General features: G+C 59.6%; 20 protein-coding genes. 16 read left to right on the top strand and 4 right to left on the bottom strand.

Annotated features, from left to right (window positions below; all coding sequences use genetic code 11):
* Positions 1-139: 139 nt before the first annotated feature.
* The 5 genes from FEZ62_RS05165 to FEZ62_RS05145 are packed head-to-tail and all read left to right on the top strand — an operon-like array spanning position 140 to position 5,730.
* Positions 140-1,474 (top strand): NAD(P)/FAD-dependent oxidoreductase, encoded by a 1,335-nt coding sequence (locus FEZ62_RS05165; RefSeq protein ID WP_172927034.1) that lies wholly within the window; start codon positions 140-142, stop codon positions 1,472-1,474.
* Between the two features lie 8 nt (positions 1,475-1,482).
* On the top strand, positions 1,483-2,415 hold the full coding sequence (locus FEZ62_RS05160; protein WP_172927033.1) for a bile acid:sodium symporter family protein: 933 nt from the start codon (positions 1,483-1,485) through the stop codon (positions 2,413-2,415).
* A complete protein-coding gene (locus tag FEZ62_RS05155) occupies positions 2,415-3,197 on the top strand; it encodes an SDR family NAD(P)-dependent oxidoreductase (RefSeq protein WP_172927032.1) in 783 nt (260 codons plus the stop codon). Before FEZ62_RS05160 ends, FEZ62_RS05155 begins: the two co-directional genes overlap by 1 nt.
* Positions 3,197-3,928, top strand: a complete 732-nt coding sequence (locus tag FEZ62_RS05150; protein WP_172927088.1) for a TSUP family transporter — start codon at positions 3,197-3,199, stop codon at positions 3,926-3,928. Before FEZ62_RS05155 ends, FEZ62_RS05150 begins: the two co-directional genes overlap by 1 nt.
* A 14-nt stretch (positions 3,929-3,942) precedes the next feature.
* The gene (locus FEZ62_RS05145; RefSeq protein WP_172927031.1) at positions 3,943-5,730 is read left to right on the top strand and encodes an amidohydrolase family protein; all 1,788 of its coding nucleotides are present in this window, start codon (positions 3,943-3,945) and stop codon (positions 5,728-5,730) included.
* 59 nt (positions 5,731-5,789) lie between these two features.
* Here the strand turns inward: FEZ62_RS05145 and FEZ62_RS05140 are convergent, their stop codons facing one another.
* The 3 genes from FEZ62_RS05140 to FEZ62_RS05130 all read right to left on the bottom strand — a co-directional run bounded on the left by FEZ62_RS05140 (position 5,790) and on the right by FEZ62_RS05130 (position 7,305).
* Positions 5,790-6,434, bottom strand: a complete 645-nt coding sequence (locus FEZ62_RS05140; protein ID WP_172927030.1) for a thioredoxin domain-containing protein — start codon at positions 6,432-6,434, stop codon at positions 5,790-5,792.
* The gene (locus FEZ62_RS05135) at positions 6,431-6,874 is read right to left on the bottom strand and encodes a disulfide bond formation protein B (RefSeq protein ID WP_172927029.1); all 444 of its coding nucleotides are present in this window, start codon (positions 6,872-6,874) and stop codon (positions 6,431-6,433) included. The genes FEZ62_RS05140 and FEZ62_RS05135 overlap by 4 nt, the downstream gene beginning before the upstream one ends.
* An 83-nt stretch (positions 6,875-6,957) precedes the next feature.
* A complete protein-coding gene (locus tag FEZ62_RS05130; protein WP_172927028.1) occupies positions 6,958-7,305 on the bottom strand; it encodes a hypothetical protein in 348 nt (115 codons plus the stop codon).
* A gap of 229 nt (positions 7,306-7,534) precedes the next feature.
* On the opposite strand from FEZ62_RS05130, the gene FEZ62_RS05125 reads away from it, so the two are divergent.
* The 5 genes from FEZ62_RS05125 (at position 7,535) to FEZ62_RS05105 (ending at position 13,121) form a co-directional block, all read left to right on the top strand.
* On the top strand, positions 7,535-8,881 hold the full coding sequence (locus tag FEZ62_RS05125) for a 3-deoxy-7-phosphoheptulonate synthase class II (protein ID WP_069899862.1): 1,347 nt from the start codon (positions 7,535-7,537) through the stop codon (positions 8,879-8,881).
* A gap of 352 nt (positions 8,882-9,233) precedes the next feature.
* Positions 9,234-10,628 carry an ethanolamine ammonia-lyase subunit EutB gene (locus FEZ62_RS05120; RefSeq protein ID WP_172927027.1) on the top strand — a complete coding sequence of 465 codons (1,395 nt, stop codon included), beginning with the start codon at positions 9,234-9,236 and terminating at the stop codon, positions 10,626-10,628.
* Positions 10,629-10,640: 12 nt separating this feature from the next.
* On the top strand, positions 10,641-11,405 hold the full coding sequence (gene eutC / locus FEZ62_RS05115; RefSeq protein WP_069899863.1) for an ethanolamine ammonia-lyase subunit EutC: 765 nt from the start codon (positions 10,641-10,643) through the stop codon (positions 11,403-11,405).
* Positions 11,406-11,497: 92 nt separating this feature from the next.
* Positions 11,498-11,665 (top strand): DUF2897 family protein, encoded by a 168-nt coding sequence (locus FEZ62_RS05110; RefSeq protein WP_069899864.1) that lies wholly within the window; start codon positions 11,498-11,500, stop codon positions 11,663-11,665.
* Between the two features lie 7 nt (positions 11,666-11,672).
* Complete coding sequence (locus FEZ62_RS05105) at positions 11,673-13,121, top strand: hypothetical protein (RefSeq protein ID WP_172927026.1); 1,449 nt, start codon at positions 11,673-11,675, stop codon at positions 13,119-13,121.
* 7 nt (positions 13,122-13,128) lie between these two features.
* Here the strand turns inward: FEZ62_RS05105 and FEZ62_RS05100 are convergent, their stop codons facing one another.
* On the bottom strand, positions 13,129-13,752 hold the full coding sequence (locus tag FEZ62_RS05100; protein ID WP_069899866.1) for a TetR/AcrR family transcriptional regulator: 624 nt from the start codon (positions 13,750-13,752) through the stop codon (positions 13,129-13,131).
* A gap of 296 nt (positions 13,753-14,048) precedes the next feature.
* On the opposite strand from FEZ62_RS05100, the gene FEZ62_RS05095 reads away from it, so the two are divergent.
* The 6 genes from FEZ62_RS05095 (at position 14,049) to FEZ62_RS05070 (ending at position 22,455) form a co-directional block, all read left to right on the top strand.
* Positions 14,049-15,833: an acyclic terpene utilization AtuA family protein gene (locus tag FEZ62_RS05095; protein ID WP_172927025.1), complete on the top strand. Its 1,785-nt coding sequence runs from the start codon at positions 14,049-14,051 to the stop codon at positions 15,831-15,833.
* 79 nt (positions 15,834-15,912) lie between these two features.
* Positions 15,913-16,785 (top strand): SDR family oxidoreductase, encoded by an 873-nt coding sequence (locus FEZ62_RS05090; RefSeq protein WP_172927024.1) that lies wholly within the window; start codon positions 15,913-15,915, stop codon positions 16,783-16,785.
* A 3-nt stretch (positions 16,786-16,788) separates the two neighbouring features.
* Positions 16,789-18,405, top strand: a complete 1,617-nt coding sequence (gene atuC, locus FEZ62_RS05085) for a geranyl-CoA carboxylase subunit beta (RefSeq protein WP_069899869.1) — start codon at positions 16,789-16,791, stop codon at positions 18,403-18,405.
* An 18-nt stretch (positions 18,406-18,423) separates the two neighbouring features.
* Positions 18,424-19,584 (top strand): citronellyl-CoA dehydrogenase, encoded by a 1,161-nt coding sequence (atuD, locus tag FEZ62_RS05080; protein WP_069899870.1) that lies wholly within the window; start codon positions 18,424-18,426, stop codon positions 19,582-19,584.
* Positions 19,585-19,632: 48 nt separating this feature from the next.
* Positions 19,633-20,427: an enoyl-CoA hydratase/isomerase family protein gene (locus FEZ62_RS05075; protein ID WP_172927023.1), complete on the top strand. Its 795-nt coding sequence runs from the start codon at positions 19,633-19,635 to the stop codon at positions 20,425-20,427.
* A 15-nt stretch (positions 20,428-20,442) separates the two neighbouring features.
* Complete coding sequence (locus FEZ62_RS05070) at positions 20,443-22,455, top strand: acetyl/propionyl/methylcrotonyl-CoA carboxylase subunit alpha (protein ID WP_172927022.1); 2,013 nt, start codon at positions 20,443-20,445, stop codon at positions 22,453-22,455.
* Positions 22,456-22,467 lie beyond the last annotated feature (12 nt).

Genomic DNA, 22,467 nt, shown 5'->3' with positions numbered 1-22,467 from the left:
AACCGAACCCCCAAGGTCACGCAATAATTAACCATCGACGACTGGCCCCAAAACCAGCGTGCCAAAATAACAATAAGCGCCCTGTTTGAATGCCGCGCAATGCGCCGCAAACACTGCGCAATGATCAATGAGGAAAGTTATGTACGCCATTATCGGCGCAGGCCCAATGGGGCTGTGCACAGCCCGTCAGCTAAAGAAGCACGGCATCGACTTTGTCGGTTTCGAGCTGAACAGTGATGTCGGCGGCTTGTGGGACATCGATAATCCGCACAGCACCATGTACAACTCTGCTCATCTTATTTCCTCCAAGTCGACTACCCAATTCAGCGAATTTCCGATGCGTGACGAGGTAGCGCCCTACCCGCACCACAGCGAAATGCGCCGCTATTTCCGTGATTACGCCGACCACTTCCAACTCAAGACGCACTACCAATTCAACACCCGCGTGGTTGAGGTAAACCGTCTGGAGCGTGGCTGGCAGTTGATCAGCGAGCAGAACGGCGTGCGCCGCAACTGGCAGTTCGACGGGGTGCTGATCGCCAATGGCACACTGCACAAACCCAACAGCGTCAGCCTGCCCGGCGACTTCGACGGCCAGGTCATGCATTCCAGCGAATACCGCAGCGCCGCCGTATTCGAAGGCAAGCGCGTGCTGGTTGTCGGTTGTGGTAACTCTGCCTGCGACATTGCCGTCGATGCCGTGCACCGCGCTGCCTCAGTCGACATCTCGGTTCGTCGCGGCTACTACTTCCTGCCCAAATTCATTCTGGGCAAACCCACCGACACCTTTGGCGGCGCAATCAAATTGCCGCGCCCACTCAAACAGCGTCTCGACGGCCTGCTGGTGCGTGCGCTGGTAGGCAAGCCATCGAACTATGGCTTGCCCGACCCGGATTACAAACTCTATGAATCGCACCCGGTGATGAATTCACTGGTGTTGCATTACTTAGGTCATGGCGACATCAAGGCGCGCCGCGACATCAGTAAGGTCGACGGCAAACAGGTGACCTTCACCGACGGCGAACAGGGCGAATATGACCTGATCCTGCAAGGCACAGGCTATAAGCTCGACTACCCGTTTATTGACCGCGCCCATCTCAACTGGCCGGAAAAGGCCGGTGCGCCGCAGCTTTACCTCAACGTGTTCCATCCGCAATACGATGACCTGTTCATGATGGGCATGGTTGAGGCCTCAGGCCTGGGCTGGCAAGGTCGCGATGAACAGGCCGAATTAGTGGCCCTGTACATACGTCAGTTGCAGCAAGGCGCGGCGTCAGCCAAGGCACTGCAACAGACCAAGCGCGAGCGCGCCAGTATGCGCCTCGACGGCGGCTACAACTATCTGGACCTGGAACGCATGGCCTACTACGTGCACAAAGACACCTATCGCGCCAGCATTGCCGAACACACAGCGCAACTCAACGCTGATCTCGACCACAATGGCGCTACCTACGCCACCCGTAGCGCGGTGTAAGGATCAGCATGGAAACGGTAAACATTCAATTCGACCCATCGAGCCTGGTGCTGCTCAATCTGATCCTCGCGGTGATGATGTTCGGGGTCTCGCTGGAACTGCGCGCAGATGACTTCAAAAGCATCCTGCGCTCGCCCAAGGCCCCGGCAATCGGCCTGATTGCGCAGTTCATTCTGTTGCCTGCCCTGACTTGTCTGGGCTGCTGGGCATTCAATGTCGAGCCGATGTTGGCGCTGGGCATGTCGCTGGTCGCCGCCTGCCCCGGCGGTAGCTTTTCAAACATCATGACGTGGATGGCCCGCGGCAACGTCGCGGTGTCGGTGAGCATGACCGCTGTATCCAGCGTGGCGGCAAGCGTACTGACGCCGATCAACTTCGGTTTATACGCCTGGCTTAATCCACACACCCGACCGCTGCTCACTGAAATCTCGATGGACCCGCTGAGCCTGCTGCTCATGGTGTTGATGGTATTGGGCTTGCCTCTGTTGGTCGGCATGTACGTTGGCAAACGCTATCCGGGCTTGTCGAAACGCATCGAAAAACCACTACGGGTCTTTGCCTTGCTGGTCATGCTCAGTTTTGTCGGCCTGGCCTTTGGCAAGAACTACGCGCAATTCATTGCACACTTCCATCTGTTCTTCTGGCTGGTGGTTATTCATAACGCGCTGGCATTGAGTACGGGCTACCTGAGCGCACGCCTCAGCGGCCTGCCCGCCGCCGATCGCCGGGCGATTACCCTTGAAGTCGGCATCCAGAACTCGGCGCTGGGGCTGGTAATTATCTTCACCTTCTTCCCGCAGGCGACCGGAATGCTGCTGATTGCAGCCTTCTGGGGTTGCTGGCATCTGGTCACCGGCCTGAGCCTGGCGTTTTTCTGGTCACGGCGTCCGCCCACCCCGAGCATAACCCTGCAACCGTTGAGCCCAATCGGAGAGAAATGATGAATGTGGTACTGATTACCGGGGCTGCCAGCGGCCTCGGCTGGGAGCTTGCGCGCGCGTGTCACGCCCGTGGCGATGCATTGGTCCTCACCGACATCAATGCGGCTGGTCTGCACGAGCGCATGGCTGAACTGGGTAACGAGCAGATCATCGGCATTGCCGGCGACATAACCGACCCGCAATTGCACCAGCAGCTCATCGCCGCCTGCAGCGAGCGCTTTGGCAAACTCGACGTACTGATCAACAACGCCGGGATTACCCATCGTTCGCCCACGGTCAAAACCGATCCGGCAGTGTTTCGCAAAGTCATGGCGGTTGATTATCACGCGCCGCTGGAACTGACCCTCAGCGCTCTGCCGCTGCTGCGCAAGGCCGGCGGGCAAATTGCCGCAATCGGCTCAATGGCTGGCTGGATGCCCGTATTGGGGCGCGCCGGTTACTGCGCGGCAAAAAGTGCCCTGAGCCAGAGTTTCGAAGTGCTGCGCGCAGAAGTGGCCCGCGACGGGATCGGCATGCTCATGGTCTACCCGAGCTTTCTCGACACCCCGATTGATCGCAATGCACTCGGCGCCGATGGCAAGCCGGCCAACCATGCCCGCTCAACCATCGGCAATATTCGCGGTGCCGACTGGATGGCCAGCCAAATCATCGAGGCGTTGGATAACCGCCAGCAACGCCTGTTTCCCGACCGTGGCAGTTGGCTGGCCAGCTTGCTGTGGCGCATCGCCCCGGCGTTTTACTACCGCAAGATGAGTGCACGCTTCGGTGGAGAAATGGCTTGATCGACTTTATCTGGCTGGCGCTCGGCGCTTTCATTCTGCTGGCGTACACCCTTGAGGCCATTACCGGTTTTGGCAGCATTGTTATCGCGCTGTCGCTGGGCGCCCTGCTGCTGCCGATTGAACAACTGCTGCCGGTATTAGTGCCGCTTAACATCTGCATGACCGGTTACATGACGCTGCGCTACCGCAAACTGATCGACCGCGGTTTGCTGTTCGGCATGATCCTGCCCGGCATGGCTGCCGGCACGCTAATCGGTTACTTCCTGCTGCCGTGGCTCGACGCCAATCTGGCCAAACAACTATTTGGCGTTTTCGTGCTGCTGTTCGCCAGCCGCGAACTCTGGCGCCTGCGCCACAGCGCAGTTGCGCGCCCGCGCCCGCTCTGGGTCAACCGCCTGATCACTTTGGCCGCTGGCGTAACCCACGGCCTGTTCGCCTCGGGCGGCCCGCTGTTGGTGCATGCGCTGGCAGGCACCAATCTGGATAAATCACGCTTTCGCGCAACCTTGATCAGTGTCTGGTTCAGCATGAACAGCCTGCTGACCATTGCGTTCTTTCTGGATGGCCGACTGCAACCCGCGCTACCGCAAGTTCTCAGCTATGCACCTTTGTTGTTGGTGGGTGTCTGGCTGGGCGAACGCTTGCATAAACGGGTCGACGAAAAACACTTTCGCATCGCCATCTACCTCCTTCTTCTGACCACCGGCGCGTTGCTCAGCTTCCCGCGCTAGCACTGGAGATTGTTATGCCGTATCAAATAATCATAAAAAATGCAGCGTACTTCGACGGTTCCGCCCAAGGCGGAGAGATTCGTCATGTCGGAATCAACGATGGCCGCATCGACGCCGTCAGCCTCAGCCCGCTGGACGAAACGGATTGCCCCGAAGTCATCGACGCGAGCGGCAAGTGGCTGACGCCCGGCTTCATTGAAATCCACTCGCACTACGATGCCGAAGTGATCGCCGCACCCGCGCTCAAAGAGTCCGTGCGCCACGGCGTAACCACGGTGACTGTCGGCTCCTGCTCGATCAGCATGGTGCTGGCCGATGCCGAAGACTGCTCAGACCTGTTCACCCGCGTAGAAGCCGTGCCGCGCGAATACGTGCTGCCGATCCTTCAAGAACGCAAAACCTGGAACGATGCCGCCGGTTATCGCGCCTTCTACAACAAGCATCCGCTGGGCCCGAACCTGTGCTCGTTCCTCGGCCACTCCGAACTGCGCGTTGCGGTGATGGGGCTTGAGCGCGCAACCAGCAAAGTAACCCCGACCGAGGCCGAATTGCAGCGCATGGAGCAACTGCTCGAAGAAGCGCTGGACGCCGGCTGCCTGGGCTTGTCGGTGATGACTACACGCCTCGACAAAATGGACGGCGACCGGGCATGGTCCAGCCCGTTGCCCTCGACTTTCGCCAACTGGAAAGAGTTTTCGCGCCTGTTTGCCGTGCTGCGCAAACGCAACGCAATCATGCAGGGCGCGCCGGACGCGGTTACCAAGGTCAACGTATTTGCATTCTTGTGGCAGGCTCACGGCTGGTTCCGCCGTCCGCTGAAGAGCACCATGCTCACCGCGCTCGACCTTAAATCGCAGCCGATGCTGCATCGCTTCACGCGTTTATCCGGCTGGATCGCCAACAAACTGCTGCGCGGCAATTTCCGCTGGCAGACCCTGCCGGCACCGTTCCTGCTCAACCTTGAAGGGCTCAACGTCAATGCCTTCGAGGAGTTTGGTGCCGGGGAGATCCTGCGTAATCTGAAAGACCCGGACGAAATCTATGCCAAGGTCAACGACCCGCAATTCCGTGCGCTGTTCAAGAAGCACGTCAAAGCGATTTTCACCATCGGCCTGTGGCACCGCGACTTCTCGGACTGCTGGGTAACGGCCTGTCCTGACGCGAGCATGGTCGGCAAGAACTTCGAACAGCTCGGCCGAGAACGTGGCGTCGATGCAGTGGATGCCTACTTTGATATCGCCAGCCAATACCGCGACGCGTTGAAGTGGCAAACCTGCTACGGCAACCATCGCCCGGAAGTGATGCACAAGCTCCTGGCCAGTGAATGGACCCATCCGGGCTTTGCCGATTCGGGTGCGCACCTGCGCTCGATTGCCCAATACAACTTTCCACTGCGCTTGCTCAAATATGTGCGTGATGCACAAATCGCTGGCAAACCGTTCATGTCCACTGCGCGCGGTGTGCATCGGGTCAGCGGTGAGCTGGGCGACTGGCTGGGTATTGATGCCGGGCACATTCGCGTCGGCGACCGTGCAGACGTGGTGATCATCAACCCAGAAGGGCTGACTGAGGCGGTTGATGAGTTCACTGAAGCGCCGATGGACGTGCTCGGCTTGCAACGCGTGGTCAAGCGCAATGATGAGGCCGTGGAAGCGACCATTATCAATGGCCGCGTCGCTTACCGGCGCGGCAGTGAGTTCGTCGCTGAACTCGGCAAGGAACAAGGCTTTGGCCAGTTCCTCGAGAGCCGCGAGGTGCTTGAACGCCAACAGGCGCAGGGTTTCAATCCGGCCGTTGCCTGAGCCAGCAACTAAACCGCACCTGCAGGCAGTGCGCCTGAAGGTGCGGGAATTGGGTCAGCCTACTTGGCTTGCGCCACTTGTTGGTTGACCAGATCAATCAGCTGCTTGGCGCCAAAACTCTCCAGCGGCTGACCATTGACAAAGAACGTTGGCGTCTGACGGATGCCAATAGCCTTGGCATCGGCAGCATCCTTCTCCAGCGTTGCGCTGATGTCTGCGGACATCAACTCGGCATGTGCCTTCTCGAGATCAAGCCCGGCACGCTCTGCGGCGGCCCACGCCTGCAACACTTGCGGGTCATCATGCCACTGCGGCTGCGCCGCCATTACGGCCTCTAAAACCTGCGCATAAATGCCCTGCTTGCGCGCGGTCTCGAGAATTCGCGCGGCGGTTTCCGAACCGTCATGGAACAGCACATAACGCAGGACCAGGCGCACATCGTCGGGGTTGTCAGCCATCAGCTTTTTCACCAGCGGAAAGAACGCCCGGCACGCCTCGCACGACGGGTCGAAGAACTCGACAATCGTCACCGGTGCGTTGGCAACACCAATTACCGGTGAGTGAAAACGCACCAGCGAACTCGATTTCGGAACCTCTGCCGTGCTGGGTTCTGGCGCTTTAGTTGAGTTGTAGAAAATCGCCGCGCCGGCAAAACCGAGCAGCACAACGATCGCGATGACGAGCACAGTTAAACGTTTGCTCATTGACTGGATCTCCGGGAAATAATCAAAAGAAGTGCGCTGATCAGGCTAAAAATAATCAGCGAAAGAACGGGTAACGGCACAACGCCGAAAATAGTCATGTTGCTGCCGGAACACGAACCACCCGCGCCACAGGGCTGGATGCTTTCGCCGAACACGCCGACATAGAGCAGGCTGTGATACAGCGCGATAAGCCCGCCAACGCTCGCAACGGGCAGCGCATAACGCCACACGGCGAAATCCGAGCGATAGCTGGCCACTGCCAGAATAATCACCAGCGGGAACATGAATGCGCGCTGAAACCAGCACAGATTACAGGGCGCCTGCCCCATGACCTCGCCAATAAACAGCGCACTCAATGTGGCCACCAGCGCCAGCAGCCAGGCTGCAAGCAACAGGCACCAGCTACTGAACGCGTGAGCGCTTGTGTCGGACGCGCTCATGACGCCGCGCCCTGCGAAAGGGAAAACGATTGCATAGATTGATCCTTAATTGCACAAGTCCGGAGCCGCAAAGCGGCCAAGGGTTAACTCGGCAACAAGAACCGTGGCGGGCGCTCGATGTGATAAACCGGTCGTAGCGGCTCACCCACGACCCGTTTGCTGTCAGGCAGTGCAGTGCCTGGCTGTGCTGGCAGCAGCAAGCCGCTCACCAGCGATGGCGGCTCGTGCGCATGATCGGCTGTGGCGGATGCCTGATTCTCGGCGGTGCAGAGCATGCAGCTTAACGTCACCGCGCCTTTAGCGGCGCCACTGTGCAGGCTTACAGGCGCTTCAATACCGGTGAGCAAGGCACTGGTCTGCCAAAGCCAGACTGTTAAAAAAGCCAGGCTCAGCGCGCGAAGCAATTTCTGGGTGAACAGGCGGCCGGGCATTCAGGGCAAACCGAGGGAACGCAGAAGATTGGGCATTCGAGCACAGGCGCTCGGCGAGGGGCAAGCTTGAGCGCTTTGCTGGCACAGGCAATTGTTTACTGATTGCTACAACCAACGGCCGGTGCAGCACGACCGTCGATATAGTCCGCCTATCAAAGCGATGCTTTTGAAGCCTTATGCCAATCGGTTACCATTCAGGTCTGCCCAAACTGAAGAGCCGAGAGCCACCATGTCGCAACCCTGGAGCCCTACCAGCTGGAGAAGCAAACCCATCCAGCAACAGCCGCAATACCCGGACGCCGCCAAACTGGCCAGCGTCGAACAAACGCTGGCGGGCTATCCACCACTGGTATTTGCAGGCGAAGCCCGTGAGCTGCGTCGCCAGTTTGCCGAGGTCACTCAGGGTCGCGCATTTCTGCTGCAAGGTGGCGACTGCGCCGAAAGCTTTGCCGAGTTCAGCGCCGGCAAGATCCGCGACACGTTCAAAGTGCTGCTGCAAATGGCCATCGTTATGACCTTCGCGGCCGGTTGCCCGGTGGTCAAAGTCGGGCGTATGGCGGGCCAGTTCGCCAAGCCGCGCTCCGCCAATGACGAAACCCTCGACGGCGTTACCCTGCCCGCTTACCGCGGCGATATCGTCAATGGCATCAACTTCGACGCCGCCAGCCGTGTGCCAGACCCGGAGCGTTTGCTGCAGGCCTATCACCAGTCCACGGCCTCGCTGAACCTGCTGCGCGCCTTTGCTCAGGGCGGTTTTGCCGACCTGCATGAGGTGCACCAGTGGAACCTCGACTTCATCGCCAACGCCTCGCTGGCAGAGAAGTACAGCGCACTTGCCAGCCGCATCGATGAAACCCTCGCCTTCATGCGCGCTTGCGGCATGGATGGCTCATCGCAAGTTCGCGAGACCAGCTTCTTCACCGCTCACGAAGCCTTGCTGCTCAACTACGAGCAAGCCTTTGTACGCACCGACAGCCTGACGGGGCGTGACTACGCCTGTTCCGCGCACATGCTCTGGATCGGCGACCGCACGCGCCAGCTCGACGGCGCGCATGTCGAGTTTTTGCGCGGCGTGCAAAACCCGATCGGGGTCAAGGTTGGCCCAAGCATGAACAGCGAAGAGCTGATCCGCTTGATCGACATTCTCAACCCGGATAACGACCCGGGCCGCCTCAACCTCATCGTGCGCATGGGTGCCGGCAAGGTTGAAGAAGGTCTGCCGCGCCTGATCCAGACGGTTCAGGGTGAAGGCCGCCAGGTGCTGTGGAGTTGCGACCCGATGCACGGCAACACTATCAAGGCGTCCAACGGCTACAAGACCCGTGATTTCGCGCAGATTCTGGCTGAAGTCAAACAGTTCTTCGCCGTGCATCAGGCTGAAGGCAGCTACGCGGGTGGCATCCACATCGAGATGACCGGACAGAACGTCACCGAATGCATCGGCGGCTCGCGCCCTGTCACCGAAGCCGGCCTGTCTGACCGTTATCACACCCACTGTGACCCACGCATGAATGCCGACCAGTCGCTGGAGCTGGCCTTCATGATCGCGGAAACCCTCAAGCAAGTACGCCGTTAATTACTGACGGCGAATAGCGCCCTGCTATTCGCCGCCACGTCCGCCTCTCTGCATCCTCTCTAATTGATTGTGCTCGCCAACCGCCCTGCTCCGGGCGTAGCGTAGGCATGAACGCCATTTACCTGTGGCGCCATGCACTGCTGCTGCACGACGCGCACCAGCACGCAGCACTAACACCGATTTCAACCTGCGCCTTAACTGCAGCAGGCAGGCAATCGCTGGCTTGCAGCGCTGTGGCATGCTGGCTGCAGGTAATTGCAACAACGCGGCGCCCCAACATCGGCGCGCTATTGATTACGCCGGTTGCTGGCAGACACTACAGCCGCAACCGCTCGCAATTGGAGTGCAGGCTTTGCTTTATCAAACCGCTGTAGGTGCGCTGCAATACCGTTTTGCCGACCTCAAGACCTTACTCGCCAAGGCGAGCCCGGCGCGCTCCGGGGATTATCTGGCAGGTCTGGCTGCGGCCACGTACGAGGAACGCATGGCGGCGAAAATCATCCTCGCCGATGTGCCGCTCAAGCAGTTCTTGCAGGAGGCGCTGATTCCTTATGAGCTGGACGAGGTCAGCCGCCTGATCATCGACACTCACGACAAGGCCGCGTTTGCCCCGATCAGCCATCTTACCGTCGGCGACTTACGCGACTGGCTGCTGCTCGACAGCACCGACAGCCAGGCATTGGCCGCTGTTGCTGCCGGCATTACCCCGGAAATGGCCGCTGCCGTGAGCAAGCTGATGCGCAATCAGGATTTGATTCTGGTGGCCAAAAAATGCCGCGTGGTCACTGCGTTTCGCAACACCATCGGTTTGCCCGGTCATCTGTCGGTGCGCCTGCAACCCAATCATCCCACCGACGATGTGCGCGGCATTGCAGCCAGCCTGCTCGACGGCCTGCTCTACGGCTCGGGCGATGCCACGGTCGGCATCAATCCTGCCAGCGACTCGTTATCGACGCTGATGCGCCTGTGGCAAATGCTCGATGAGGTGCGCGAGCACTTCGATATCCCCATGCAGAGTTGCGTACTCACCCATGTCACCACCCAGATACAGGCGATTGAGGCCGGGGCGCCAATAGATCTGGTGTTCCAGTCCATCGCCGGCACCGAAAAAACCAACAGCAGTTTCGGCGTGAATCTGGCGCTATTGCGTGAAGCCCACGACGCGGCGCAGTCGCTCAAGCGCGGCACAGTGGGCAACAACCTCATGTACTTTGAAACCGGCCAGGGCAGCGCGCTCTCGGCAGGCGGCCACCACGATGTCGACCAGCAAACCTGCGAGGCACGTGCCTATGCCGTGGCCCGTGAGTTCAAGCCATTACTGGTCAACACGGTGGTCGGCTTTATCGGCCCGGAATACCTGTACGACGGCAAACAGATCATCCGCGCCGGACTTGAAGATCATTTCTGCGGCAAATTGCTGGGCCTGCCGATGGGCTGCGACGTCTGTTACACCAATCACGCCGAAGCCGACCAGGACGACATGGACACCTTGCTGACGCTGTTTGGCGCGGCAGGAATCAACTTCATCATGGGCATTCCCGGCGCGGACGACATCATGCTCAACTACCAGAGCACCTCGTTCCACGACGCCCTGTATCTGCGCAGCGTGCTCGGCCTCAAACGCGCCCCCGAGTTCGATGCATGGCTGGCCAAAATGGCTATTACCGACACTACCGGCCAGCTGCGCGAAATTGGCCGCGGCCATCACCTGCTCAAGCAATTGCCCTTTATTTCCGGTGCCGCCTGAGGAGTTGTACGCATGCACAATGACGATAAAACCCTGATTCAGGCCAATCCGTGGGATGAACTGCGCAGCCACACCAATGCCCGCATCGCGCTGGGCCGTGTCGGCTCAAGCCTGCCGACCCGCGAAGTACTCAAATTTGGCCTGGCCCATGCGCAGGCGCGCGATGCAGTGCACCGGCCACTGGACTTCACCCACCTCAAGCACGAATTGCATGCCGAAGGCTTTCGCACCTTGCACGTGCACAGCAATGCGCAGGATCGCCAAACCTATTTGCTGCGCCCTGATTACGGCCGGCAGCTACACGATGAAAGCCGCATTTATCTGGAACACGCGCTGCCCGCACCCGAACTGGCTGTAGTCATCTGCGATGGCCTGTCCTCGATTGCCGCCCAGCGTCATTCGCTGCCGTTGCTCAAGGCCTTTCGCGAACGATTCAGCACCGACTGGGCCAACACGCCCGTGGTCATCGCCGAACAAGGCCGCGTTGCAATTGGCGATGGCATTGCCGTGGCTTTACGCGCGCGTCTGTTGATCGTGTTAATTGGTGAGCGGCCCGGCCTGAGTTCGCCCGACAGTTTAGGCATTTATCTGACCTATCAACCTGCGCACGGCAGCATGGACAGCCAACGCAACTGCATCTCCAACGTGCGCCCCGAAGGCTTGCCGTATGCGCAGGCCGCGCTGAAACTGGACTATCTGGCCCGCGAGTCGCTGCGCCTGCAACTCTCCGGCGTGTCACTCAAGGATGACAGCAACCAGCTGAAAATCAGTTCCTGAGGCGCGCTTGCTGCAACTTGCACATGCGAACAACCTGACAGCCCGCCAGCGCCGGAGTAAGCTGCAGACTCAAGCCTAAAGGGAGTTTCTGTATGCCTTGGTATATCTGGCTGTTAATCATCGTGGTGCTCGGCTCCATTGTTGGCGGTTTGATGGTGTTGCGTGACACCGCCAAACCCCTGCCACTCGATGAAGAGCAACTGAAACGGATACACGAGCGTAATGCCGAACAAGATGCCAAGGACCAGCGCGACGCCTGAGCGCATCTTGGTTTCTACGCAGCCCGGCCAATGCGCAGCGTTTCTGGCAATAACGCCTGCCAGCCTGCGCATCGCGCTCACGTCACTGTTGCTGCTGACAGGGGCTGGCTGCAGCCAGCAACCTGTCTCGTCCGAACAATCCTGCGAGCAACTGTTTGCCACGCGCGATCAGCTCACGCAGGCCACTCGCGATGGCCAGTTTGCGCAGATTAGAGGCTTTTACGGCCTGCGCAGCAGTCGCCTCGATGCGCTACTCGCAAGTGAGGCCATAAGCCCGGAGCAACAGCGGCTGTGGCTGCAACGACTGGCCGCCAACGACATCGCCGCCAGTGCCATTGAGCAACGCAACCTGCCCGCCTCTGCGCGCAACGGTCTGGATAATCCGGCCTTCCAAGCGCAATTGAATGCCTGCCGCAACAATCAGATTCAACAGCTTTTGAGCGATCCATCGGCGCTGGATCAACTGCGCAACGCCAGCGCAGTTGCCGATGACTATTCGCACTGGGCGCGCGCATTGGGCCTCTACCCTCTGCTCAAACCGTTGTACCGCAAAGGTATTGCCCAGTGGCAAGCGGAGGCCGCCACCACTACCGCGCCGCAAGACTCTGCCCGCTGGCTGAATTACCAGCCAGTGGCCACAGATACTTCAGCGCTGCCGATAAAGTTCTCGCTTGACGCACTGGGCTTGCCGCAAGTTGACGCTGAGCAATTGCAGGCGCTATTTGCCAGGCACGCGCCGCTGATAAATGTTGAACAAGCAAGCCCGGCGGATCGTATCGGTCAACCGCGTTTCAATGCGCAAGGCGAGCGCCAGTTCAGCCCGTTGCCGGTGATTTATCAGCATACGGGCTGGAGCCGGATTGACGGTCGCTGGCATCTGCAACTGATCTACCAGATGTGGTTCCGCGAGCGCCCCAAATCCAATCCGCTGGACATGCTCGGCGGCGATCTCGACGGGCTGATCTGGCGCGTCACCCTTGATGATCAAGGCGCTGCCTTGTTGTACGACAGCATTCACCCCTGTGGCTGCTGGCACAGTTTCTTTGTGCCGCAAAGCTCTGCCCTACGCTTCAGCCAAGCGCAGGATGAAGAAAGCCGTCCACATCGGTTGGTGGCTGTTGACGCCAGCAAGCCCGCGACATTGTGGTTAAGCGCCAGAGAGCATGCGCTGGTCTGGGTGGACCAGCGAACCAGCGCCAGCGTGCCGATCATCTATCAGCAAGCCTCGCTGGATCAGCTGCGCCAGCTTGACCACGGCCAAGGCACTAAGAGCCTCTATCAACCGGACGGCTTAATCAGCGGCACTGAACGACTGGAGCGCTGGGTACTCTGGCCATCCGGCGTACACGCGCCAGGCAGCATGCGCCAATGGGGCCGGCATGCGACAGCCTTTATCGGCCGTGCGCATTTCGATGATCCGTTGTTGCTCGAGCGCTATTTCAGCACTGCGCCATAAGCGAGGCTTACGCCGGTTTAATCACCAGGGTAAGCGCTTGTTCGGCTAACTGATCGAGGCTCATCGGGCCTTCTGAACGGAACCAGGTGTTGGTCCAGCTCAGCGCGCCGGTAAGAAAACGGCGGATGATGAACGGGTCGCCACTGAACTCGCCCTGCACGCGCGCCTCTTCGAGCACATCGAGCCAGATCTGCTCGTACTCGTCGCGCAAGGCCAGAATAAACTGCTGGCCATCGTCCGATAGCGAACGCCACTCATACACAAGCACTGCCATCGCCTCGCCGGTGCCGCCCATAATCGACTGCAACTCGCAACGAATCAGCGCCAGCATGCGTTCACGGGTGCTCGCGGCCTGCCCCAACGCATCGCGCATCAAGGCGGTGTTATAACGAATGGTTTCCTCCATCACCGAGCGCAGAATCTCATCCTTGCTCTTGAAGTGATGAAAGATACTTCCTGATTGAATCCCTACAGCGCCCGCCAGATCACGCACTGTGGTGCGATCAAAACCCTTGCTGCGAAACAGATGCGCAGCCATTTGCAGCAATTTACCGCGAGCACTTTCAGGGTCTGTGACCTGACCACTGGCGACCAATTGCTGCATAACTGCATGGGCTTGTTGTTCATTCACGCGACATTCTCTCCACCGGCTCACTGCTGCATGACCTGCAGCGCCTTCTCAGCCCAACAGTTGTAAGGCAGGAATTTATTCTGCGCAGGCCCACCAAGCAAGCGCTTGGCTAAATTTTCTGAAATTTGCGCACAAAGACTTTTCAACCAAGCGCTTGCTTGGTAGTGTTGAAACCATTGCAAAACGCTAACGCACAGCCGGTATCTGCACCCGCAAATCCGCTGGCAATAACAACAAAGCTGAAGACGCCAGCGTCAACCAGCAATTTTTAGCGCAATTGTTTCAGGGGCCTGAGCATGAGTAAAACCATCCGCATTGGCTGTGCCTCGGCATTTTGGGGGGACACCTCCACCGCCGCTGCGCAGTTGGTCAACGGTAGCGAACTGGATTATCTGGTTTTCGATTACCTGGCCGAGGTGACCATGTCGATCATGGCCGGCGCACGCATGAAGCAGCCCGACGCTGGCTACGCGCGAGATTTTGTCGAGGTGCTCGAGCCGCTGCTGCCAATACTGGCGACCAAACAGATCAAGGTCATCAGTAATGCTGGCGGGGTTAATCCACAAGCCTGTGCGCAAGCGCTGGCAGCGGCATGCGAAAAAGCCGGGGTCGAGCTGAAAATTGCCGTTGTGCATGGCGACAACCTGCAACCCAAACACAGCGAACTGCGTAACAGTGATGTTCGCGAGATGTTCAGCGGCGAGCCTTTACCGCCGTTCTGCGTATCAATCAACGCCTATCTGGGCGCGCCGGGAATTGTTGAGGCGCTAAAGCATGGCGCAGACATCGTCATCACCGGCCGTGTGGTCGATAGCGCCGTAGTCAGCGCCGCGCTGGTGCATGAATTCAATTGGCCTTGGGACGCTTACGACAAACTCGCCCAAGCCGCCCTGGCTGGCCACATCATTGAATGCGGCGCGCAGTGCACCGGTGGCAATTTCACCGACTGGCAAAGCGTGCCTGATTACGCCCACATCGGCTTCCCTGTGGTCGAGGTCGCCGCCAATGGCGATTTCACCGTTAGCAAACCTCAAGGCAGCGGCGGGCTGGTGACGCCCTGGACAGTCGGCGAGCAGATGCTCTATGAAATCGGCGATCCACAGGCCTACTTACTGCCTGATGTCATCTGCGACTTCTCGCAGGTCACGCTTGAGCAAACAGCCGAGAACGTGGTGTCCGTGCGTGGCGCCAAAGGTCTGCCGCCGACGGACCAATATAAAGTCAGCGCGACCTATCCAGACGGCTTCCGCTGCACCGCCAGCTGCCTGATGGCAGGCATTGATGCGGTCAAGAAAGCCCAGCGGGTCAGTCAGGCAATTATCGACAAGACCAGCGAAATGTTCGCCGAGCGCGGTTGGGGCGACTATTCACAGGTGTGCATCGAATTGCTCGGCAGCGAAGCCACGTATGGCAGCCATGCACTGCGTGACGATACGCGTGAGGTGGTAATAAAGATCGGTGTGCGTCACGCCAAGAAAGAGGCGCTGGTGTTGTTTTCGCGTGAGATTGCCCAAGCCGCCACCGGTATGGCGCCAGGCCTGACCGGGATTGTCGGGGGCCGCCCGACGGTGTATCCGGTGATCCGTCTGTTCTCCTTCCTGACCGATAAAAGCCTGTGCCAACTGCACGTGGCCATCGGCGATCAGCAGCACACCGTGCAGCTGCCAGACCGCGCAACGCCCGCCCAGCCAGCAACGCCAGCCACTGCGCCGTTGCCTAACGAAACCGGCACTACACGCGTGCCACTGGTGCGTCTGGCCGTCGCCCGCTCCGGCGACAAGGGCGACCACAGCAATATTGGTGTCATGGCCAGAAAGCCCGAATACCTGGCATGGATAGCGGCTGCTCTCACCCCGGAAGCCGTGGCTCAATGGTTCTCGCATGTACTCGACAGCCCGCACAGCAAAGTGTCGCGCTGGTATTTACCTGGCACCCATAGCTTGAATTTCCTGCTTGAAAACAGCCTCGGTGGCGGCGGTGTTGCCAGCCTGCGGATAGACCCGCAAGGCAAGGCGTTTGCCCAGCAACTGCTGGAGATTCCAATACCGGTGCCAGCAGAACTGGCCGCTGAGCTGGCTTAAAGCCAAGCCCTGCCAATTTCCGATTAACCCGTTGCCCGCTCGCAGCTTGTCGCGCGCAAAACACAGGACATTTGTCAGCATGAGTTATCAATCAATCTTCTCAGCAGGGTTGTTCGCCGGGCAAACCATCATGGTTACCGGTGGCGGCAGTGGCATCGGGCGCTGCACCGCGCATGAACTGGCGGCGCTCGGCGCACATGTGGTGTTGGTCGGGCGCAACCTTGAAAAGCTTGAAAAGACCGCAGGCGAGATCAGTCAGGACGGTGGCAGCGTCAGCTTGCACACCTGCGACATTCGCGATGAGGAGTCGGTCAAGGCAATGGTCGCGGCGACAATCGCCGAGCACGGCGCCATCCATCATCTGGTCAACAATGCCGGTGGCCAATACCCGGCGCCACTGGCTTCAATCACCCTCAAAGGCTTCGAGGCCGTGGTTAAGACCAATCTGGTCGGCGGTTTTCTGGTGGCCCGTGAGGTGTTCAATCAGAGCATGAATAAAACCGGCGGCAGCATCGTCAACATGCTTGCCGACATGTGGGGCGGCATGCCCGGCATGGGCCATTCGGGCGCGGCACGGGCTGGCATGGAAAACTTCACCAAAACCGCCGCCTTCGAGTGGGCGCATGCAGGCGTGCGGGTGAATGCCGTCGCGCCGGGCTGGATTGCTTCCAGCGGCATGGACACCTACGACGGCGCCTTCAAGGCGGCGATTCCGCTGCTGCGCGAGCATGTTCCGCTAAAGCGCATCGGCACTGAATCTGAGGTTTCGGCGGCGATCGTCTTCCTGCTAAGCCCGGGCGCCTCATTCATCAGCGGCACCACCGTGCGCATCGACGGCGCCGCCAGCCAGGGCGGCCGGGCGTTCCCGCTGAGCAAAGCCAAAGCAGGGCAAAGCCAGCCGTTCAATGGCTTCCATCGCGCCTATATGCCTGACGTTCTCAAAGGGGAATAACCGATGCCGGTGATCCAGTCCGAAATAGACCCGCACAGCGAAGACTTTGCGAGCAATCGCGAGGCCATGCTCAGCGCCATTGCGAGCTTTCGCGAAGTCGAACGCAATTGCCTGGAGAAAGCCTGCGAGGCCAAGGCCAAGTTCGAAAAGCGCGGCCAGTTGCTGCCCCGTGAGCGGCTCAATCTGCTGCTTGATCCGGGCGCGCCGTTTCTCGAGCTGGCCTCTCTGGCCGGCTATAAACTGCATGACGATAAAGATGGCAGCCAGGCAGGCGGCGGGATTATCTCCGGGATTGGTTATATCGCCGGCATCCGCTGCCTGATCACGGCCAGCAACAGCGCGATCAAAGGCGGCACCATTTCGCCAACCGGCCTGAAGAAAACCCTGCGTTTGCAGCAGATCGCGATGGAAAACAAACTGCCGGTAGTCGCCCTCACCGAAAGCGGCGGCGCCAACCTCAATTATGCCGCCGAGATTTTCATCGAAGGCGCGCGGGGCTTTGCCAATCAGGCGCGGATGTCCGCGATGGGGTTGCCGCAGATCACCGTCGTGCACGGTTCCAGCACGGCGGGCGGTGCGTATCAGCCGGGGTTGTCTGACTACGTGGTGGTTATTCGCGGCAAGGCCAAGATGTTTCTGGCCGGCCCGCCGCTGCTCAAGGCCGCCACCGGCGAGATTGCCACCGACGAGGAACTTGGTGGTGCGCAGATGCACGCCGAGGTAGCGGGCACGGCCGAGTATCTGGCTGAAAGCGACGCCGACGGCTTGCGCATTACCCGCGAGATCATGGCCATGTTGCCGTGGAACCAGCAATTGCCGGTGCGCCCGCAACGCACCTATCGCGAGCCGCTGTATCCGCCAGAAGAGCTGCTGGGCGTAGTCCCATCCGATGCCAAGAAGCCCTACGACGTGCGCGAGATTATTGCGCGCATTGCCGATGGCTCGGAGTTTCTCGACTTCAAGCACAACTACGATAATCAGACCATTTGCGGCCACCTGAGCATCGCCGGCCAGCCCTGTGGCGTGATTGGCAATAACGGCCCGATTACCCCGCAAGGCGCTAGCAAGGCCGCGCAGTTCATCCAGCTGTGCGAGCAAAGCAACACGCCGCTGTTGTTCTTGCAGAACACCACAGGGTTCATGGTTGGCAGCGAATCCGAGCAGCTCGGGGTGATCAAGCACGGCTCGAAAATGATCCAGGCTGTCGCCAACGCCACGGTGCCCAAGCTGACGCTTGTCGTCGGTGGCTCGTACGGCGCCGGTAACTACGCGATGTGCGGCCGCGGTCTTGATCCGCGCTTTATCTTTGGCTGGCCCAACTGCAAAACCGCGGTCATGGGCGGCGCGCAGGCCGGCAAGGTGCTGCGCATTGTCACCGAAGCCAAACACGCCAAGGACGGCAAGGAAGCAGATCCGAAGATGCTCGACATGCTGGAACAGGTCACCGCGCAAAAGCTCGACAGCCAGTCTACAGCCTTGTTCGGCACCGCCAGTTTGTGGGATGACGGCCTGATCGACCCACGCGACACCCGCACCCTTTTGAGTTTCTTGCTGGATATCTGCGCCGAAGCGCAGGTGCGCCCGCTCAAATCCAACACCTTTGGCGTCGCCCGCCTCTGATCCGGAGAATAATAAAAAATGATCTTCACTCAAGAACATCAGGAACTGCGCCGCACCGTACGCAACTTCGTCGACAAGGAAATCAACCCGCACGTTGAGGAGTGGGAAAAGGACGGGCGTTTCCCGATCAAGGAAATCTTCAAAAAAGCCGGTGATCTTGGCTTGCTGGGTATTTCCAAACCGGAAAAATTTGGCGGCATGGGCCTCGATTACAGCTACTCGATTGTTGCCTCTGAAGAGTTCGGCACCATTCACTGCGGCGGCATCCCGATGGCATTTGGCGTGCAGACCGACATGTGCACGCCCGCCCTCGCCCGCTTTGGCTCGGACGAGCTGCGTGACGAGTTTTTGCGCCCGGCCATCAGCGGCGACATGGTCGGCTGTATTGGTGTCTCCGAAGTGGGCGCAGGCTCCGATGTTGCCGGTTTGAAAACCACCGCACGCAAGGACGGCGACGACTATGTGATCAATGGCAGCAAGATGTGGATCACCAACTCGCCGAGCGCCGACTTTATCTGCCTGCTGGCCAACACTTCGGACGACAAGCCACACGTCAACAAGTCGCTGATCATGGTGCCGATGAATACGCCGGGTATTTCCCTGAGCCCGCACCTCGACAAACTGGGCATGCGCAGCTCGGAAACCGCTCAGGTGTTCTTTGATGAGGTACGTGTACCGCAGCGCTATCGCATCGGCCACGAAGGCGCGGGCTTCATGATGCAGATGCTGCAGTTTCAGGAGGAACGCCTGTTCGGTGCGGCCAACATGATCAAGGGGCTGGAGCACTGCGTAGACGCCACCATCGAGTACTGCAAAGAGCGCAAAACCTTCGGCAATCCTTTGATCGACAATCAGGTCATTCACTTTCGCATGGCCGAACTGGCCTCTGAAATCGAAGCCCTGCGCGCCCTCGTCTACCACGCCACAGAGCTGTATGTGAGCGGCAAGGATGTCACCAAGCTGGCATCGATGGCCAAGCTCAAGGCCGGCCGCCTGGGCCGTGAAGTGACCGACAGCTGCCTGCAATATTGGGGCGGCATGGGTTTCATGTGGGACAACCCGGTGTCGCGCGCCTATCGCGACGTGCGTCTGGTTTCGATTGGCGGCGGCGCCGACGAAATCATGCTCGGCATCATCTGCAAGCTGATGGGTATTTTGCCCGGCAAGAAGAAGGCTTGAGTCGATGATGACTCAATCACGGCAAACCCCTCTGTCAAAGGAACGCCCATGAAGCTGCCGAGTACCAACACGCTGTTGCTTGAGGTCTGCGACTTCAGCCTGCGCATTACCCTTAACCGCCCCGCCAGCCGCAACTCCATGAGTCTGGAAATGGTCACCGAGTTGCGCGAGGTGTTCAGTCTGCTGCGCCAGCAGACTGCAATACGCGCGGTGGTAATTCGCGGCGCAGACGGACATTTCTGCGCCGGTGGCGATATCAAGGACATGGCGGCAGCACGCAGCGTTGGCGTAAATGCCTACCGCGAGCTGAACCGGGCGTTCGGCAGCATGCTTGAAGAAGCCCAGCAGTTGCCACAGGTGGTGATTGCCGTGCTCGAAGGCGCGGTACTCGGCGGGGGTTTCGGCTTGGCGTGCGTCTCGGACATCGCCATTGCCTGCCACGCTGCTAAGTTCGGCTTGCCCGAAACCACACTGGGAATCCTGCCCGCGCAAATCGCCCCGTTTGTGGCCAAGCGTATCGGCCTGACGCAAGCGCGCCGGCTGGCCCTGACAGCCGCCCGGTTCGGCGGCGAAGAAGCCGTCAGCCTGGGTCTGGTGCATTTCAGCGAACCCGACAACGCGGCATTGGAACAGCGTTTGGCGGCAACACTGGCGAATATTCAACGTTGCGCACCGGCCGCCAATGCGGCAACCAAAGCCTTGCTGCTGCGCACCGAGCAGGAGCCGCTGAGTGAGTTGCTGGATGCGGCAGCAGAGCAATTCGCCGAGTCGGTGGTGAGCGCCGAAGGTGCCGAAGGAACCCTGGCATTCGTCCAGAAACGCGCCCCGAGCTGGGCGCAATAAGCAGGAGCCGCACGCATGCCCGCTTTCAATAAAATTCTCATCGCCAACCGTGGCGAAATCGCCTGCCGGGTCATCCATACCGCTCAGGCATTAGGCTATCGCACGGTCGCGGTCTACAGCAGCAGCGATGCCGACTCACGCCACGTTGAGCTGGCCGATGAAGCGGTTTGTATCGGCCCCGCGCAGGTCAGTCAGTCGTACCTGAAAATCGACGCGATCATCAGTGCTGCCCAACAAACCGGCGCCGATGCCATTCATCCGGGCTATGGCTTTCTCTCGGAAAACGCGGCATTTGCCGAGGCCTGCAAGGCTGCGGACATTGTGTTCATCGGCCCGAGCGTCGAGTCGATTCACCTGATGGGCAGCAAACGCTTGTCGAAAATCGCCATGCTCGAAGCCGGTGTGCCATGCATCCCCGGCTACGAGGGTGCCGCGCAGGATGATGCCACGCTGGCGCGCGAGGCCGAGGCAATTGGTTATCCGCTGATGATCAAGGCCAGCGCCGGTGGCGGCGGACGTGGCATGCGCCTCGTGGAATCTGCGGCGCAGCTCGGCGAGCAGCTGCGCACGGCCCGTTCCGAGGCGCTGAATGCGTTTGGCAGCGATGAGCTGATTCTGGAGAAAGCCGTGATTCGCCCGCGCCATGTCGAGGTGCAGGTGTTTGGCGATCAGCACGGTAATCTGGTGTACCTCGGTGAGCGTGACTGCTCGGTGCAGCGCCGCCACCAAAAGGTGGTCGAAGAAGCGCCCTGCCCGGTCATGACCGAAACGCTGCGCAACGCCATGGGCGCAGCCGCCATCAAAGCCGCTGGCTGGGTGGATTACGTCGGCGCTGGCACGGTCGAGTTCCTGCTCGACAGCAGCAGTGGCGAATTCTACTTTCTGGAGATGAACACCCGTTTGCAGGTTGAGCATCCGGTCACCGAGCTGATTACCGGGCAGGATCTGGTGGCATGGCAGATCATGGTCGCCGAAGGTCAGGCATTGCCGCTGCAACAAGAGCAGATCCAGCTCAACGGTCATGCCATGGAAGTGCGCCTGTACGCCGAGGACTCTACGCATAACTTCATGCCGCAAACCGGCGCGGTATTGCAGTGGTCGCCGGAGCTGCTCGACGGTATCCGCATCGATCACGGCCTGCGCGAAGGCCAGCAAATCTCGGCGTTCTACGATCCCATGCTGGCGAAAATCATCGCTTACGGCGCAACCCGTGAAGAGGCGCGGCGCAAGTTGGTGCGCGCAGTAGAGCAATGCGTGTTGCTTGGCGTTAATGCCAATCAGCGGTTCCTTGCCAATCTACTCAAGCATCCTGAGTTTGCAGCAGGCAATGCCACCACCGCATTTATTGCCGAGCATTTTCAACAGGACCCAAGCCTGAGCCCTGCAGCGCCAGGTAATGCTGAAATCGCGCTGGCTGGCGCGTTGTTGTTTCAAGCAGGCGCACAGCAACCCGGCGGCGCTAATGGTTTGTCTGGCTGGCGCAATGTTGCAAGCTCACCGCTGCAACTGAAACTGCAAGTGCTGGAGCAAAGCGTGGCCTTGCAAGTGGCCGTTAAGCAAGCCGGCAATCAGGCGCAGTTGGCTGTCACCGTCAATGACCAACAGCTGGAAATCCAGTTGCTGGAACTGCATCAGGGGCGCGCCACAGTTGTGATCGACGGCGTGCGCAAACGTGTTGCCTTTCATCTGCAGGGCGGCAGCCTGTGGCTTTACGGGCACAGTGGCAACCTGCATTTCACCGACGTCACCCACGCCCAAGTCACCGCAGCGGCCAGCGCCACCACCGGCACCGTCAAGGCGCCAATGGATGGCGCGATCGTCGATGTGCAGGTTGAGATGGGCAGTCGCGTCAGCAAGGGCCAACTGCTGTTGGTGCTGGAAGCGATGAAAATGGAACACCCGCTCAAAGCCAGCGTCGACGGAATCATCAGCAGCGTTCAGGTGCGCCAAGGGGATCAGGTACGCAATCGCCAGGTGCTGATTGAGATCGAGCCCGAACATGCAGACGCCGAGGCCGTTACCGGCTGAAACACATCACTT

The sequence above is a fragment of the Pseudomonas sp. MS19 genome (assembly GCF_013277615.1).
Classification (GTDB): Bacteria; Pseudomonadota; Gammaproteobacteria; order Pseudomonadales; family Pseudomonadaceae; genus Aquipseudomonas; species Aquipseudomonas marincola.
Note: the sequence above shows the minus strand (reverse complement) of the source record. Positions and strands in the feature narration are given on the sequence as shown.

Coding starts and splice junctions, on each gene's coding strand:
- FEZ62_RS05165 (WP_172927034.1), top strand. CDS start 140: ATGTACGCCATTATCGGCGCAGGCCCAATGGGGCTGTGCACAGCCCGT.
- FEZ62_RS05160 (WP_172927033.1), top strand. CDS start 1,483: ATGGAAACGGTAAACATTCAATTCGACCCATCGAGCCTGGTGCTGCTC.
- FEZ62_RS05155 (WP_172927032.1), top strand. CDS start 2,415: ATGAATGTGGTACTGATTACCGGGGCTGCCAGCGGCCTCGGCTGGGAG.
- FEZ62_RS05145 (WP_172927031.1), top strand. CDS start 3,943: ATGCCGTATCAAATAATCATAAAAAATGCAGCGTACTTCGACGGTTCC.
- FEZ62_RS05140 (WP_172927030.1), bottom strand. CDS start 6,434: ATGAGCAAACGTTTAACTGTGCTCGTCATCGCGATCGTTGTGCTGCTC.
- FEZ62_RS05135 (WP_172927029.1), bottom strand. CDS start 6,874: ATGAGCGCGTCCGACACAAGCGCTCACGCGTTCAGTAGCTGGTGCCTG.
- FEZ62_RS05130 (WP_172927028.1), bottom strand. CDS start 7,305: ATGCCCGGCCGCCTGTTCACCCAGAAATTGCTTCGCGCGCTGAGCCTG.
- FEZ62_RS05125 (WP_069899862.1), top strand. CDS start 7,535: ATGTCGCAACCCTGGAGCCCTACCAGCTGGAGAAGCAAACCCATCCAG.
- eutC (WP_069899863.1), top strand. CDS start 10,641: ATGCACAATGACGATAAAACCCTGATTCAGGCCAATCCGTGGGATGAA.
- FEZ62_RS05110 (WP_069899864.1), top strand. CDS start 11,498: ATGCCTTGGTATATCTGGCTGTTAATCATCGTGGTGCTCGGCTCCATT.
- FEZ62_RS05095 (WP_172927025.1), top strand. CDS start 14,049: ATGAGTAAAACCATCCGCATTGGCTGTGCCTCGGCATTTTGGGGGGAC.
- FEZ62_RS05090 (WP_172927024.1), top strand. CDS start 15,913: ATGAGTTATCAATCAATCTTCTCAGCAGGGTTGTTCGCCGGGCAAACC.
- atuC (WP_069899869.1), top strand. CDS start 16,789: ATGCCGGTGATCCAGTCCGAAATAGACCCGCACAGCGAAGACTTTGCG.
- atuD (WP_069899870.1), top strand. CDS start 18,424: ATGATCTTCACTCAAGAACATCAGGAACTGCGCCGCACCGTACGCAAC.
- FEZ62_RS05075 (WP_172927023.1), top strand. CDS start 19,633: ATGAAGCTGCCGAGTACCAACACGCTGTTGCTTGAGGTCTGCGACTTC.
- FEZ62_RS05070 (WP_172927022.1), top strand. CDS start 20,443: ATGCCCGCTTTCAATAAAATTCTCATCGCCAACCGTGGCGAAATCGCC.